This is a genomic window from Bacteroidota bacterium, assembly GCA_039714315.1.
GTDB lineage: Bacteria > Bacteroidota > Bacteroidia > Flavobacteriales > JADGDT01 > JADGDT01.
Genome location: JBDLJM010000072.1, coordinates 1 through 16,148, shown reverse-complemented (window position 1 = coordinate 16,148; position 16,148 = coordinate 1). Strand labels below are relative to the sequence as shown.

Annotated in this window: 14 protein-coding genes; 2 read left to right on the top strand and 12 right to left on the bottom strand. The window is 34.9% G+C overall.

Annotated elements, in window-relative coordinates:
• Positions 1-148: 148 nt before the first annotated feature.
• Both ABFR62_08565 and ABFR62_08560 read left to right on the top strand, forming a co-directional pair.
• Positions 149-1,075 (top strand): geranylgeranylglycerol-phosphate geranylgeranyltransferase, encoded by a 927-nt coding sequence (locus tag ABFR62_08565; GenBank protein ID MEN8138473.1) that lies wholly within the window; start codon positions 149-151, stop codon positions 1,073-1,075.
• A complete protein-coding gene (locus ABFR62_08560; GenBank protein MEN8138472.1) occupies positions 1,065-1,646 on the top strand; it encodes a Maf family nucleotide pyrophosphatase in 582 nt (193 codons plus the stop codon). The genes ABFR62_08565 and ABFR62_08560 overlap by 11 nt, the downstream gene beginning before the upstream one ends.
• Here the strand turns inward: ABFR62_08560 and ABFR62_08555 are convergent.
• The 12 genes from ABFR62_08555 to ABFR62_08500 all read right to left on the bottom strand — a co-directional run bounded on the left by ABFR62_08555 (position 1,643) and on the right by ABFR62_08500 (position 16,012).
• Positions 1,643-1,990: an Hpt domain-containing protein gene (locus ABFR62_08555; GenBank protein MEN8138471.1), complete on the bottom strand. Its 348-nt coding sequence runs from the start codon at positions 1,988-1,990 to the stop codon at positions 1,643-1,645. The two genes, ABFR62_08560 and ABFR62_08555, sit on opposite strands and share 4 nt — an antisense overlap.
• Before the next feature lie 15 nt (positions 1,991-2,005).
• Complete coding sequence (locus ABFR62_08550) at positions 2,006-3,343, bottom strand: sigma-54 dependent transcriptional regulator (protein ID MEN8138470.1); 1,338 nt, start codon at positions 3,341-3,343, stop codon at positions 2,006-2,008.
• A gap of 243 nt (positions 3,344-3,586) precedes the next feature.
• Positions 3,587-4,198, bottom strand: a complete 612-nt coding sequence (locus ABFR62_08545; protein ID MEN8138469.1) for a fumarylacetoacetate hydrolase family protein — start codon at positions 4,196-4,198, stop codon at positions 3,587-3,589.
• Between the two features lie 34 nt (positions 4,199-4,232).
• Positions 4,233-4,556, bottom strand: coding sequence for a hypothetical protein (locus ABFR62_08540; protein ID MEN8138468.1), 324 nt, complete (start codon positions 4,554-4,556; stop codon positions 4,233-4,235).
• The gene (locus ABFR62_08535; protein ID MEN8138467.1) at positions 4,556-5,377 is read right to left on the bottom strand and encodes an exonuclease domain-containing protein; all 822 of its coding nucleotides are present in this window, start codon (positions 5,375-5,377) and stop codon (positions 4,556-4,558) included. Before ABFR62_08535 ends, ABFR62_08540 begins: the two co-directional genes overlap by 1 nt.
• A gap of 91 nt (positions 5,378-5,468) precedes the next feature.
• Positions 5,469-6,773 (bottom strand): dihydrolipoamide acetyltransferase family protein, encoded by a 1,305-nt coding sequence (locus ABFR62_08530; protein ID MEN8138466.1) that lies wholly within the window; start codon positions 6,771-6,773, stop codon positions 5,469-5,471.
• Positions 6,774-6,907: 134 nt separating this feature from the next.
• Positions 6,908-8,929: an alpha-amylase family glycosyl hydrolase gene (locus ABFR62_08525; protein MEN8138465.1), complete on the bottom strand. Its 2,022-nt coding sequence runs from the start codon at positions 8,927-8,929 to the stop codon at positions 6,908-6,910.
• Between the two features lie 150 nt (positions 8,930-9,079).
• Entirely contained in the window at positions 9,080-9,700 is a 621-nt protein-coding gene (gene recR / locus ABFR62_08520; GenBank protein ID MEN8138464.1) for a recombination mediator RecR, read from the bottom strand.
• A 49-nt stretch (positions 9,701-9,749) separates the two neighbouring features.
• Positions 9,750-10,424, bottom strand: coding sequence for a type 1 glutamine amidotransferase (locus ABFR62_08515; protein ID MEN8138463.1), 675 nt, complete (start codon positions 10,422-10,424; stop codon positions 9,750-9,752).
• 9 nt (positions 10,425-10,433) lie between these two features.
• A complete protein-coding gene (locus ABFR62_08510; GenBank protein MEN8138462.1) occupies positions 10,434-11,054 on the bottom strand; it encodes a hypothetical protein in 621 nt (206 codons plus the stop codon).
• A gap of 597 nt (positions 11,055-11,651) precedes the next feature.
• Entirely contained in the window at positions 11,652-14,282 is a 2,631-nt protein-coding gene (locus ABFR62_08505) for a valine--tRNA ligase (protein MEN8138461.1), read from the bottom strand.
• Between the two features lie 473 nt (positions 14,283-14,755).
• Positions 14,756-16,012 carry a 1-acyl-sn-glycerol-3-phosphate acyltransferase gene (locus tag ABFR62_08500; GenBank protein ID MEN8138460.1) on the bottom strand — a complete coding sequence of 419 codons (1,257 nt, stop codon included), beginning with the start codon at positions 16,010-16,012 and terminating at the stop codon, positions 14,756-14,758.
• Positions 16,013-16,148 lie beyond the last annotated feature (136 nt).

The following is a 16,148-nucleotide window of genomic DNA, read 5'->3' as shown; positions in this document are numbered from 1 at the left end:
TTACTGGTTACTGGTTACTGGTTACTGGTTACTGGTTACTGGTTACTGGTTACTGGTTACTGGTTACTGGTTACTGGTTACTGGTTACTGGTTACTGGTAAAAGTAAATGATATCTCGATAATTCAACTAAACAATTAAATATAAATAATGAAATACCTTCAATTAGTTAGATGGAAAAATCTGTTGATGATTGCATACATCTTTATACTTATAAAATTTTTCTTTCTTACTACTCTTAATATTCCGACATTCTTAGACGATATCCAATTTGCACTATTCATGGCGAGTATAATTTTTATAAGCGCTGCAGGATATATTATTAATGATATTTACGATGTTGAGATCGATACAATTAATAAACCAAAAAAAGTTATTATTGGAAAATATGTAAGTAAGAATACTGCATTCAACATCTACTTCGCATTTAACACGTTGGGATTAGCCCTTGGGTTTTATCTTTCGTACATAATAGGACATCTTAACTTTGCTTTCATATATGTAGCTTCATCGCTTCTGCTATACCAGTACGCTATGACTCTGAAAAGAAGCTTTATTATTGGCAACTTATTAATATCAATTCTGGCTGGTTTAAGTATTTTCATAATTGCACTTTACGATTTACTGCCTGCAATAGAAGAAGATAACATCGAGGTTATATCACAGGCTTTTAAAGTTATTGGAACCTATGCCGGGTTTGCGTTTTTCATTACTCTTATCAGAGAAATTGTTAAAGATATGGAAGATATAAAAGGAGACAGAAAGTTTAATGTGAAAAGCTTAGCTGTTGAATTCGGAATTGAATGGACAAAGAAAATCACTTCGATAATTACTCTTATCCCCTTGATTGCGATATTTTACTATTCACTCAACTTCCTGTCGCAACAAGTGTATTCTATTTCTTATGTAATGATATTTATTGAACTTCCTTTATTATATTTTTTGATCAAAATTAATTTATCCAATGAGAAATCAGACTTTAAAAAACTTAGTAACTTACTGAAGTTTATTATGTTTACAGGAATAAGCTCTATTTTTGTTTTCACATTAATTTTTAAAATTATTTATGTTAATTAGCAACAATTCCAAAAAGAAGATATTACTGGCATCAGGATCACCCAGACGACAGCAGTTCTTCAGAGAGCTGGGCCTTAGCTTCGAAATCAGATTAAAGGAAATTGATGAGAGTTATCCTGACAACTTAAAAAGAGAAGAAATTGCGATCTATATTTCAGAAAAAAAAGCCGGAGCTTTTAATGATCTTGATCAGGATGAAATATTAGTTACATCCGACACAATAGTATGGCTTGAAAATGTAGCACTGGGGAAACCCGTAAATAAAGAAGATGCTTTCGAGATGCTAAAAAGGCTTTCAGGAAAAAGTCACGAAGTTATAACAGCATTTACAATCAAATCAAAGGATAAAAAACTAAGTGATTTCAGTATTACTAAAGTCAATTTCAAAGATCTGTCTGACGAAGAAATAGAATTTTATATCGAGAACTATCAACCCTATGATAAAGCCGGTGCATATGGTATACAGGAATGGATCGGACTGATTGGAATTGATAAAATTGAAGGATCATATTTCAATGTTGTCGGCTTACCGGTGAATAAACTTTATAAAAGACTTCTTGAATTTTATTAATGTGAGGAATAATCACTTTTTATTTCATCCAAAACCTTTTCAAAAATACTGGTAAACTCATTAATAATACGAGGTAACTCTTTCTGTTTAGTTTCTTCTTTGGCACATTGCTCAATCAATCTTATCACCTTATAAAGTGAATCAATCCCCATAAGATCAAGTGAGGGCTTAAGTTTATGCGCCACATCCCCAAGCATTTTATAATCTGCCTGTTCAAATGCTTCTTCTATTTCCTTAACTTGTATAGGAGCATGATCAAGAAAGGTAGAAACTATATCAATGACAAATTCCCGATCACCATCGGCTAGTTCCTCCAATTTTGATAAATCATATTCTCTCTTCATTATAAAATCTCCAAACTATATCTCGTTATTTTTTATCATTCTGTAAATTGTAGATTTCCCCACATCCAATTTATCAGCCACTAAAAGAACATTGTTATCGTACTTTTCCAAAAAATGTTTGATTATCCCTCTAGTGTAATCCTTCAATGTTTTTTCTTCGAAAAGAAATTCTGTTAAGTTATTAGACGAATTGAAACTAATATCTTCATCCATAATTATATTCTCTGACGACATTACTGTTGCCAACTCCACAATAGCCTTTAACTCCTGCACATTACCGGTATACGGATAATTCAACAATTTTGTCTGGGCATCTTTAGTAAGAATCTTTGTCTCCATTTGATTACTTTTCACAAAACCATCCATAAACTTCTTTGCCAGAAGTATAATATCAGACTCTCTTTCCCGTAATGAAGGTATTTCGATTGGCACTCCCATTGTACGATAATATTGTTGCTCTCTAATTTTACCTTTAACTACTAAATCCGAAAGAGTTCCATTATACGACATTATAACTCTTATATCAATAGGTATAGATTCTACTCCCCCTACTCTGACAATTTCTTTATTCTGAAGAATCTTCTGTATGTAAAACTGTAATTGCTCATCTATGTCTTCAAAGCCCTCAAAGAAAATAGTCCCTCCATTTGCTCTTTCCAGATCTCCCAGCTTCATAGCACCATCAGCAGTCATACTTTTATCAAGTCCAAAAAGATCCGCATCAATATTTTCAGGTTTTATTGCCCGTAAATCAACCGTAATGAATGGCGCTTCTTTTCTTAAAGAATTATAATGAATAGTTTTCGCAATAAGCCCTTTTCCCGTGCCTACTTCTCCATGCAGCGATACATTAATATTAGTCCCTACAACCTTAGTCATTGTATGATAAACTTTCTGCATCACGCTACTTTTCCCTACTAGATTATCAAAACCGTACTTATCTATTATCTGACTTCTAAGAAGGTCTACTTCTTGTGATAAGGCAAGCTTCTCTTTAATATTTACAATTAAATTTTCAATCCTCTCTATTGCCTCATCATCCTTAACTACATAATCATAAGCTCCTTCTTTCAGTAACGATACTGCAGTTTTAATATCTTCTTGTCCCGATATAACTATAATGGGGATATCAGGGTAATTTTTCAATACACTTTCAAGAACTTCCTCTCCCGGAATATCCGGAAGCTTATAATCAAGAGTAATTAATGCGGGTTTTTTATATAAATTATTTAATAAATCCGAACCATTTGTATAAATTTCAACTTGGTTTGTAGGGTCCTGTTTCAATTTATGTTCCAGAAGCTTCGCATATATCACATCGTCCTCAACGACAAATATTTTAGTACTCTTCATTTGAATCTTTATTAAATCATATTAAGCGCCGAAATATTAATAGAAGAACAATTATAGTGCTGGCACCAATTCTCTTTTAACAAATCTAAACATAAGCAATTGTGTAGATGCAAGATATAGATATTTTCTCTATTTTGGAAAAAAATTCCAATATAGTTACTCCATATTAAAATTGTTTGTAGTAATACTAACTGAGAAACAATTTAAGAAACTTACAAAAAGTTAATCCACAATAAACTTCTACTACTTAACCTTGATCTTAAACATTTCCTCCGTACCAATAAATCCTTTCAGGGTATCATTCTCTTTAACTTTACCTACTCCTGCAGGTGTTCCGGTATAAATAAGATCTCCGATCTTTAATGTGAAAAATTGTGACACATAAGAAATAATCTCATCGATTGAATACATCATCAAAGAAGAGTTGCCTTTTTGAACAATTTCATCATTTTTCATTAGGCTAAAATCTATATTATCCAACTCTGATAAAGCAGATTTAGAAATAAAATTCCCAACTACTGCCGAACCGTCAAAGGCCTTAGCTTTTTCCCATGGCAGACCTTTTTCTTTAAGTTTTTGCTGTAAATCCCTAGCAGTAAAATCTATTCCCAAACCAATTTCATCATAATATTTATGAGCAAATTTTTCATCAATATACTTACCTACCCGATTAATCCTTACAACCAACTCTACTTCATATTGCAGATTATCGGAATATTCAGGAATAAAAAATGGCATTTTCTTAGGCAGTATAGCCGTATCAGGTTTTAAAAAAACAACAGGATCCTGAGGTTTTTCATTTCCAAGTTCTTCTATATGATCAACGTAATTTCTACCGATACAAATAATTTTCATCTGCTAATAATTTTATATTTATTCCTTGATTTACCTACATTAAATTCCAGATATTAAAGGCCATAAGGTAAAGCGAAGCCAAAAACAACAGTATTCCGGGAATAGCATAACTATCCTTACCTTTTACAAGTCTTAATGAAAACATGAATGATAATGCAGAAAGAAACAAACTCATAATAGCAAGAAAAGACGAATACTGGAACAAAATAGGAAAATATCCTACGAACCTGTCGATAGCATCAGAATTAGTTTCAGTTGTATAAACAGCACTCAGCCAAAACAAATTAATTATTGCAGGAAATACCAATAGTAGAACTGACCAAAACAGGTAGAATTTCTTACCAATTATACTTAACATTACAGCTTATTGTTAAATTTATTTTTAAGTTGAGAAAGCATATCCACTTCCTTTTCACTTTTATATTTTTCCTGAATTTTTTCCAGTGTTTTCTTAGTGTACAAAGGAAATTTAGCTCCCATTACCCAACCGTAGTATCCAGGTTCGCTCTCAAATATATCAATTACCTTTCTACCTTTATGCTTACCAAAGTTTATAGTCTCAAAACCATCTTCATCATAAACAATAAAACCGGCGAAATCAACATTTTTTCCTCTTGAAGAAAAATCACTCAAGAAATCCATATCATTTTGCAAATCATCTTCATAGCGGTCCAGTTGTGCCTTTAAGATCTCATAAGTGGCATTAGTATCGGCTGCTGCTGAATGAGCATTTGTCAAATCCTTATCACAATAGAATCGATATGCAGCCACAAGTGTTCTTTGTTCCATCTTATGAAAGATATTCTGAACATCAATTAATACATTATTATCAATGTCGAAATTTATCCCAACACGGAGGAACTCTTCGGCCAATAAAGGAACATCGAATTTATTTGAGTTGTACCCGGCCAAATCGCACCCTTTAACCATATCATATATAACTCCTGACAATTCCTTAAATGTCGGCTCATTTGCAACTTTAGCATCATCTATCCCGTGGATATCTGTCGTTTCTTTTGGAATTGGCATCTCAGGATTAACCAACCATGTTCTACTTTCCTTGTTGCCATTTGGTAAAACTTTTAAAATAGAAATTTCAACAATTCTATCTTCAGCTACATTTACTCCTGTTGTTTCTAAATCAAAAAAACAAACAGGCTTGGTTAATTTTAACTCCATTATGATTTGGTTTATATTTACTGCAATATTATTGAAAAAAATGCCACGAATTCAGAGATTCGTGGCATAAATTTATATTTATTATATAATATTAAATCTCCCTCTCAGGATCAAAAGCTTCCAAATAATCAGCCACTTTTTTAACAAACATTCCTCCCAATGCACCGTCAACTACCCTGTGATCGTAAGCATGTGATAAAAACATCTTATGACGAATGGCTATTACATCACCTTCAGGAGTTTCGACAACTGCAGGTACTTTTTGAATAGCTCCAAGTGCAAGTATTGCTACCTGAGGCTGATTTATTATAGGTGTACCCATTACATTTCCAAAAGTACCGACATTAGTAATTGTATATGTCCCTCCCGATATATCATCCGGACTTAATTCATTGCTCCTTGCCTTAGCCGCCAAACTATTTACTTCTTTAGTAAGACCTAATAAACTTTTCGAATCTGCATTCTTAATTACAGGAACTATAAGATTACCACTTGGCAAAGCCGTTGCCATTCCGATATTAATACTTCTGCGTTTAATGATTTTATCACCATCAACAGAAATATTTATCATAGGAAAATCTTTAATCGCTTTTACCACCGCTTCAATAAAAATAGGTGTAAAAGTAATTTTTGTTCCTTCTCTCTTGAAGAACTGATCTTTTACCTTATTTCTCCACTTCACGATTCTCGTAACATCGGCCTCTACAAAAGAGGTTACATGTGGCGATACTTGTTTCGACATCACCATATGACCGGCAATTAGCTTACGCATACGATCCATCTCTATAACTTCTTCATTACCCGACATGGTAACAGGAGGAGCTTCAATATCCTGTTTAACTTTTGGAGCTTCTGTCTTTGCAACCGGCTCACTCTTAAACCCGGGTTTAGAACGGTTTTCGATATAATTCAACATATCTGCTTTCGTTACTCTTCCGTCCATACCAGTACCCGTAATACTTTCTAACTCGGAAAGGGAAATCCCTTCCACTTTTGCCATATTCTTAACTAATGGAGAATAAAATCTGTCACTATCCGAAACTGTAGTTTGTTCCGTAGAAATTGCATCCTGCGCTTTAGTAATTAATGAATCTGTTATTGATGAAACTTCCGCAAAATCACTTTCCAATGACAAATCTTCACTTTCTACTTCTCCTTCAGTTTCTATAATTGCAACTGCCTGGCCTACCTGGACTACATCATCAACTTCAAATAGTTTCTTAACTAAAACACCATCAACTTCCGAAGGAATTTCAGAATCTACCTTATCCGTCGCTATTTCAACAACAGCTTCCTCAGCTTCAATCTTATCTCCAACTTCTTTGTGCCATTTGATCAAGGTTGCCTCAGCAACACTTTCTCCCATTTTAGGCATAATTAGTTCAACTTGTGCCATACTACAATATTTTTACTAAGATTCTTTTATAATCAATTAAGACCAAAACCGGTCGAAACTATTTTCGCATCCTATCCCTAATTTCATAGTCACTACTCCAGTGCTAATTTAATAAAAAGAAACAACTTATGATTCTACTGCTTCTTTAAAACAAAAGCTGTCCTGTTTGGTATGAACATTCTAAGTTTATCGACCTCATCTACTCTTTGAGTTTGATAAACATAATTTTTATCAACTCTTAAATAACCACCATATTCCTCGTCATCAGATGAAAATACAGCTTGATATTTACCTGCATCAGGTACATAAAATTTATAATCTTCGATAGAATTATCCGGATGAAAATTAAATATAAAGATTAAATCTCCCTTTTTATAAATCAGCACATTGTTAACTTCATCTTCGTGAAGTTTTTCTAAATTATCAGCATTCAATATATTGTATTGGCCCACCAAATTCACCATATCTTTATCGAATACCCCAAGGTACTTGTATTTTAGATGGTCGGTTTCGGCCAAACTCCATTGGCGTCTGGCATAATGATAACTCCAGTTATTTCCCTCTCTCGGAAAATCAACCCATTCAGGATGTCCGAATTCATTCCCCATAAAGTTCAAATAAGCTTCTCCTCCCAGAGTCATAGTTATGAACCGGATCATCTTGTGAAGAGCAATCCCTCTGTCAACAACCATACTCTGCGAAAAAACACTCATCTCACTATACATTGCTTTATCCATCAACCAAAATGCTAAAGTCTTATCTCCTACCAATGCCTGATCGTGACTTTCGGCATAAGCAATAGTTTTTTCTTTATATCGTCTGTTAGTTAATTCCCACCAAATATCACCTACACTCCAATCCTCATCTTTTTTGTGTTTCAACAATTTAATCCAATAGTCGGGAACTCCCATTGCCAAACGATAATCAAAGCCAAGCCCTCCATCAGAGAGCTTCCTGCAAGCACCCGGATTACCACTCATATCTTCGGCTATAGTTAATGCATTTTCATTTTTAGAATGTACTAGCTCATTTGCCAATTGAAGATATTGTACAGCAGAATTGTTTACAGCATCGCCAAAATATTTATCATAATCGCCAAAAGAAGTGTTTCCGTGGTGGTGATACAGCATCGACGTAACACCGTCAAACCTAAACCCGTCAAAATGGAACTCTTCCAACCAATATGTAAGATTGGATAAAAGAAACCTCTCCACCTCTACATTTCCATACTCAAAAAGTCTGGAATCCCAATCAGGGTGCCAGCCTTCCGGACCGGAAACAAAATAGGCATCATTACTGCCATCAAATTCGTGCAAACCTTCTCCAAAATTCTTCACAGAATGCGAATGAACTACATCCATTATTACCTGAATACCCATATTATGTGCCTCATTGATCAACTCCCGAAGCTCATCAGGAGTACCAAAACGTGACGTTGGAGCAAAAAAGTTAGAAACATGATATCCAAACGAACCATAATAAGGATGTTCCTGAATGGCCATCATCTGAATGGTATTATAACCTGACTTTTTTATTAGTGGCAATATATTTTCTCTGAATTCTGAATAAGTACCTACTTTCCCTTCCTCAGTTGCCATTCCTACATGACATTCATAAATTATTGGAGCTACCTTATTCGAAAATTTAATTTTTTGATCAGTCCACTTGTATTCGGAGTCAAACATTATCTGACCACAGAAACTGTGATCATTAGGGTCTTGAACCACCCTTTTTATATAAGCAGGAATTCTGTTGTGATTACCATTATCGGCCTGAATATGGACTTTTACCAATGAATAGTTCTTAATCTTATCTGAATATTCATCATCAGACAAGAATATCTCCCATACACCATAGTCCTGACGGTTCATTATATTGGCTTCTGTATTCCAACTGTTAAAATCGCCAACCAGACTCAATCTGTGTGCATTTGGAGCCCACTCTCTATACCACCAGCCTTTTAATTTTGCATCGTAATTAAAACCATAGTATTCATGCCCTCTTGCAAATTTCTCCAATCCCCCAAAATTACTTTCCAGAAAATCAATATGCTGATCGAACCATTTCATCCGGTTTTGAAGATCATATTTATAAGGTTCTAACCATGGATCTTCCTTTACTAATACTATATCACCCGGATTTTTTGGAGTTTTCATATCTAATATTTTTTTAGGTTGTTGGTCCTAACTATAGCCAGTAAATAAATCTCTCGTTAATGGAAAAACTAAAATAACTATGCTACATGTGTTAACTAATAAAATAACTACAACAAATATACTAAACAAAGTGTACATACAACACTAAGTCTATTTGTTTTTTAATGTCTTTGCATAGGGCACCCTATTTATTATAGACCTCCCTAAGGTAACTTCATCGGCATACTCCAATTCATCTCCTATCGAAATTCCCCTTGCAATTGTAGAAGTTGACACCTCATAATCCTGAATTTGACGATATATAAAAAAATTAGTGGTATCGCCTTCCATAGTACTGCTTAGAGCAAAGATTACTTCGTTAACCTCCCCCTTTCTAACCTTTTCAATTAAGGAATCAATATTTAAATTTTGAGGACCAATACCATCCATCGGCGATATTTTTCCCCCTAACACGTGGTAAATACCATTATACTGAGAAGTATTTTCAATAGCCATAACATCCCTGATATCCTCAACCACGCATACAATTGAATGATCTCTTCTGGAACTGGAACATATTTCACAACTGTCAGAATCAGAAATATTATGACAGTTTTTACAGTATTTTATCTCTCCCCTCAATTTAAGTAGTGACGTTGAAAGGTTATTTGTCTGTTCGGGAGGTTGACGCAAAAGGTGGAGAGCCAGCCTCAAAGCTGTCTTTTTTCCTATTCCGGGAAGTTGGGATATTTCGTAAACTGCGTTTTCTAAAAGCTTTGAAGCAAATTCCATTTTACAAAAATAAAGTTTTTTGGGTGAAAAGATTATGAAAAACTGAAACTTAGAATAGTTTATCTAAAATACTGAACAAATATGAATTAGCTTTATTAAAATTAAAGTCTGTACTCATAATTTCAGATTCTCTTTGAATGTATTTTGAAGGTATAATTTCATTTCTTCCACTATCTACAAACTCCTCTATTTCCTTATGCCCTACTTCAGTATGAAATTGTAACGCCAGCACTCTGTCATCGTAAATAAATCCCTGATTTTGTGTCAATTCCGAACTAAACAAATTAACGGCTCCATCCGGAATATCGAATGTATCGCCATGCCAGTGAAATACATCAAATGATTGAGGCAGCTCACTTGTTAAAGAATGTTCTACTTCCTTATTTATTTCGAAAAAACCAATTTCTTTTTCTCTTCCCGGATACACTTTAGCTCCAAGTGCATCAGCGATAAATTGTGAACCAAGACATATTCCCAAAATCTTTGTATCTGATTTTACTATCTTTTTCAGATATTCCCGTTCAGCTTTTAGCCACGGATATTTTTCATCGTCATTAATTCCCATTGGGCCACCCATAACAATAAGGATATCTACCTCTTCGGTTGGGAGATCATCTCCTTTATAAAGGTGACTTACCGAATAGCTGTATCCTCTGGACTTTATCCATTGATCAATCTTTCCGATGGTTTCCCATTCGGCATGCTGTAAAACGTGAATTCTCAATCTTTCTAATTATTTTAGTAATGTTATAATATCAATTTCAACATCAGACCATGTTTTACTAACTCCGTCAGAACCTGTATGCTTATCATAACACACTTTGTTAAGAGATTTCAAAGCATCAGATCCTTTCCAGGTCTCAAGCAATAATATAGTACTGACTTTTAAACTGTCATTAACAAACTCATATTTAATATCACTTTTGGCTTCAACTTCATTCATCTTTATCAGCACCTTCCCCTTTCCGTCTTTAACATTTATAAAACTTCCATAAATAGTATCGGTATTCATCATTGCTCCAAAGAAATATTCCCTCAGCAATACATCTCTCCCTTCATTATCGGTAAAAACTGTAGATGTTGGAATTTTGAAACTTGTAGTATTAATTATTTCTTCTACAGACTCTCCTTTACCTTTATTTTCAACAATAACAGTATTGAAAGTTCCCTTCACTGCAATTTTATCTGTTGTTTTAAATGCAGTCCATTGAAGTACTGTGTTTTCGTGATTATAGAACAACTCTTTTTTACTTTCCTTTGCTTCCTGAGTACCTTTTGACTCATTATCACCACAGGAAACAGTAAAAAAAATCATCATTAAAACTAATACACTCTTTATCGACACAATTTTCATGATCTTATTTTTATACGTTTCTCAAAATTAATTGAAATAATACTAAGATACCTTAAGAAACAATCTAAAATATCTATAGCACAAAAAATAAAATATATAATTTAAGAATCAAGGTAATTTTCCGGGGAGGCTTTAAACTTTGGACTTTATACTTTGGACTTTATACTTTGGACTTTATACTTTGGACTTTGGACTTTGGACTTTGGACTTTATACTTTGAACTTTAAACCTGATTTCTCACAAATAAAAAAACCCCAGAAGGGACCAGGGTTTTTATTCGTGGGTTAGTAGTAAAAGGCTTTTCTGCGATTTATCAACGCAGATAAATTGATTTACACCACAAGTATATTGGTTTTTTTTTACTCCTCAAAATTTAAACCAGCCTAAAACGTTATTTTCACTCATTTATTATGAGATAATCATTATTTTCTACAAAATTACTCCCCGGCACATGCCAATGTCCTAAAAATCTGCACTTCTTAATAAAAAAAAAGACCTCAAAGAAACTAATTCTCTGAGGTCTGATAAAAAGTCTCGTCCTTGCTTATCTTCATATAAATAATGTAAGGGCTAGACTATGTATTTAATTCCAATTATTTACCTCAACGAAGCCAAACTATCTTCAATAGTCTTAACCTTCGCCTCAGCATCAGCTTTCTTTTTCTTTTCAATAGCTACAACTGCTTCAGGTGCATTGTTCACAAATCTCTCGTTCGATAATTTTTTGTCAACCGATTTAATGAAACCTTTTTGATAGTCTAACTCTTTTTCAAGTTTTGCTATCTCAGCCTCAACATCAATAGCATCTCCCATCGGAACAAAATACTCATTAGACTTAACACGGAAAGCCAAAGCACCTTCAACTTTCTCAGAAACATACTCTAAAGATGTAAGATTCGCTATTTTAGTAATTACCGAATCGAAATCCTTATTTACTTTCATGCTATCCATAACCGAAAGTTCTAAAGTTTCTTTATTGGCAATATTCTTCTCTTTTCTGATAGTACGAATACCCGAAATAACTCCCGCTGCTTGTTCAAAGTCTGAAATCAACGCCTGATTTGTATTGCTAACAACAGGCCAGTCAGAAATCATCAATGCTTCTTCTTTTGTACGCTCACTCATTGTTTGCCATATTTCTTCTGTTAAGAATGGCATAAACGGATGAAGAATTTTGATAACTCTCTCGAAATTCTCAATTGTTTTATCGTAAGTAGCCTTGTCAATTGGTTGCTGATAAGCAGGTTTAACCATCTCTAAATACCACGAAGAGAAATCGTCGTATATAAACTTATAAGTACTCATCAATGCCTCAGAAAGTCTGTATTTATCAAAAGAACTTTCCAAGTCAGCTAATAATTTTTCAGACTTGGCATCAAACCACTCAATAGCTTGTTTTGCCGATGCAGGCTGCTCTATTTCTTCCGATACTTCCCATCCTTTAACCAAACGGAATGCATTCCATATTTTGTTTGAGAAATTACGTCCCTGAACACATAAATCAGTATCAAAAGGCAGGTCGTTCCCGGCCGGTGCTGTCAACAATAGTCCCGCACGAACCGAATCTGCCCCCCACTCTTCCATCAACTCTATAGGGTCGGGTGAGTTACCCAGCGATTTGCTCATTTTACGCCCTTGCTTATCACGAACAATACCTGTTAGATATACATTCTCAAAAGGCTTCTCATCTTTCCACTCATAACCCGCAATAATCATACGTGCTACCCAGAAGAACAGAATATCCGGACCTGTTACCAAATCGCGTGTAGGATAGTAATATTTAATCTCCTCGTTTTCAGGATTGCTTATTCCGTCGAAAACAGATATTGGCCACAACCATGAAGAAAACCATGTATCTAAAGCATCTTCATCCTGCTTAAGGTCGGCAACAGTCAAATCTTTATTTCCTGTTTTCTCAATAGCCAAAGGCAATGCTTTTTCAGCGCTTTCCGCAACTACAAAATCCATTACTCCATCAGCATAAAAGAACGCAGGTATGCGGTGTCCCCACCAAAGCTGACGCGATATATTCCAGTCACGAACATTTTCCATCCAGTGACGGTAAGTGTTTTTGAATTTCTCGGGAACAAGTTTTACATCGTCGTTCATCACGGCATCCAAAGCAGGTTTTGCTAATTCTTCCATTTTAAGGAACCACTGAATAGAAACTTTTGGCTCTATTATAGCTCCGGTACGTTCCGATGTTCCAACTTTATTATTGTAATCTTCAACCTTTACCAGACTTCCGATTTCTTCCAACTCTTTTACAATCTCTTTTCTACAAACAAACCTGTCCTTCCCTTCGTAGTGTAATCCGTGGGAATTTAATGTAGCATCATCGTTGAAAATATCAATCACCTCCAAATCATGACGCTCCCCAATAACTTTATCGTTAGGATCGTGAGCAGGAGTAATTTTCAAACATCCTGTACCAAATTCCATATCCACGTACTCATCTTCAACCAAAGGAATACTACGGTTTGCAATAGGAACAATTACACGCTTACCTTTTAGGTGCGTAAATCTCTCATCATTCGGATTAAAACATACAGCAGAATCTCCCAAAATTGTTTCAGGACGAGTAGTTGCAATTGTCACGAAGTCCTCTGAACCTTCTATCTGATATTTCAAATAGAAAAGCTTTCCGTTTTTCTCGATATAAATTACTTCCTCATCCGACACGGTTGTTTTAGCTTCAGGATCCCAGTTTACCATGCGGTAACCCCGGTAAATCAAACCTTTTTTATAAAGGTCAACAAACACATTTGTTACCGACTCCGACATATCATCGTCCAATGTAAACTTTGTTCTGTCCCAATCGCACGAAGCACCTAACTTCTTCAATTGTTCAAGGATAATTCCACCGTGCTCCTCAGTCCAATCCCAGGCGTGTTTCAAAAACTCCTCACGACCTATATCAAATTTAGAAATACCTTTTTCCTTCAAACGACCAACAACTTTTGCCTCAGTAGCAATTGAAGCGTGATCGGTTCCAGGCACCCAACAGGCGTTGTATCCTTTCATACGTGCACGACGAATCAAAACATCCTGAATAGTATTATTCAACATGTGTCCCATGTGCAAGACTCCTGTTACGTTTGGCGGAGGAATAACAATTGTGTACGCTTCTCTCTCATCCGGTTCCGAATGAAAATATCCGTTATCCATCCAATACTTGTACCATTTGTCCTCCGTTTTGCTCGGATCATATTTAGTTGGGATCTCCATAATTTTTTATACTGTAAGCTATAGGCTGCATGATGTAAGTATTCACCCTTAAACTACTGCCATTAGCAATTATATTTCACAATCTTTAAGGCCTAAAACACATTGCTTATAGCCTATAAGCTTTAAAAGTTTGCAAATGTACAATTATTGACTATTATATGGAAGTGTTTTTTTTGCCGGTGTATTTCACCAATTTGCACTAATTATGCCTTTAGATTTATTAGTAGCTGTTTCGCGTGCTCCGTTATAGTTTTCTTTCACAAAAACTTTCACAATAAACCCGTAAGGAGCTTCTGAAAGTCGCTCTTACAGATTTTTGTTCAATGTTTTTCTTCAACAAAAGCTGCCACTCCGCCCACGGCTAATTTAGTTTACTTGAGCTTGCTTGAAGTTTTAATTCAAAAAACGGTCAATATTATTTAGGAAAAAACTTTAGACTTTGTACATCCCTAAAATAAATTCAGGGCCTACTTTTAACTATGAACTTTCACATAAGGCACCAACTTAAAGTCTTCGCCTGTATGTTTCCAAAGTGTATTTGCCACTACTTCATATTTTATACCTGACACTCCGTGCTTCTGGCTCGTGAAACGGTAAACATCCTCATCGTAGAAGATTTCGATATTTTCCTTAAACTGCGGACTAATTCCCTTTAGTTTACTTAATTCAAATATAAATTTTTCACCGTTTTTATAATCTACTTCAATTCTATCGATATAAAAACTTACATCACCTGTTCCTGTTTGTTTCAGTTCTTTTTCTGATACAGCCTTATATATGTCCATATTTACATCAGTGAAAATCGGCTCTTCGCTTTTCTGCACAAACTTTTCACTTACAAGCTTCGATAAATATTTTTCTTCCCAGTTATACCAATCGGCTATATTGTCGAAGTGAAGATTTTGACTTGCATCCGGACGATGGTAAAATCCGTATTTATCCACCTCAATGTCGTATCCGCAGTCTTCACATTTAAATTCGTTTCCTGCTGCTGTTATTGTACTTATTGATTTACATTCCGGACAAACATATAATGAATAACCAACATGCTCAGCTCTTGTATTGGATTGTATTTCAATTTTATTTTCACGTTGCCACTCAATTTCATTATGCCCCAGAAGTTTATTTAAAGCATCGTAAACTTCTTCATCGTTCATTGATTTTATTTGCTCAGGAGTTAAGCCAATCTGAAACTCGAGTTCAGTACGTTCAGTTTTTCGGGGTTTAAAAACCCAGCGTGGATTAGAAAGACTCATACCTTTAAGGTTTGCCGTAACAACAGGAATTTTCAACAACCTTACCAGTTTAGCTATAGACGGATCAAAAGAAAGAGAATTACCATTCCAACTCCTAACACCTTCAGGAAACAAAGCTACTGAACCGCCATCCCTTACCGCAGTAATCACATCGCGAATTAATGCTGTATCCCTTACATTCTTTTTCTTAGGTATTACTCCCAGATTTCGCAAAAACCATCCTATTACCGGTTCACGCAACACTGCATCGGATGCCACCCAGTGTAATGGATCTTTTATAAAAGTCCCGATAATAAAAGGATCGTATGACCCAACATGGTTAGATAACACCAGATATGGCTCTTTAAGATTATTCACATCATCCGGCATAATTGGCTTCACTCTAAAATACTGTGAAGCTATACGAAATACCACTCTTCCAAATGTTTCAAATCCAAAAGTATATTCAAATTTCTTTCTAGTTTTCTTTGCCATAGCTGTACTGTGTTCTTTGAAAATGTAATGTGCAAAATTAGTAAATATTATTCGGATAATAATTCCTAATTAACATACTAAATATGTTATTAACCCAAGTTCGACAAGAAATTAGTATCCAGAAAGTTCGAAAAAT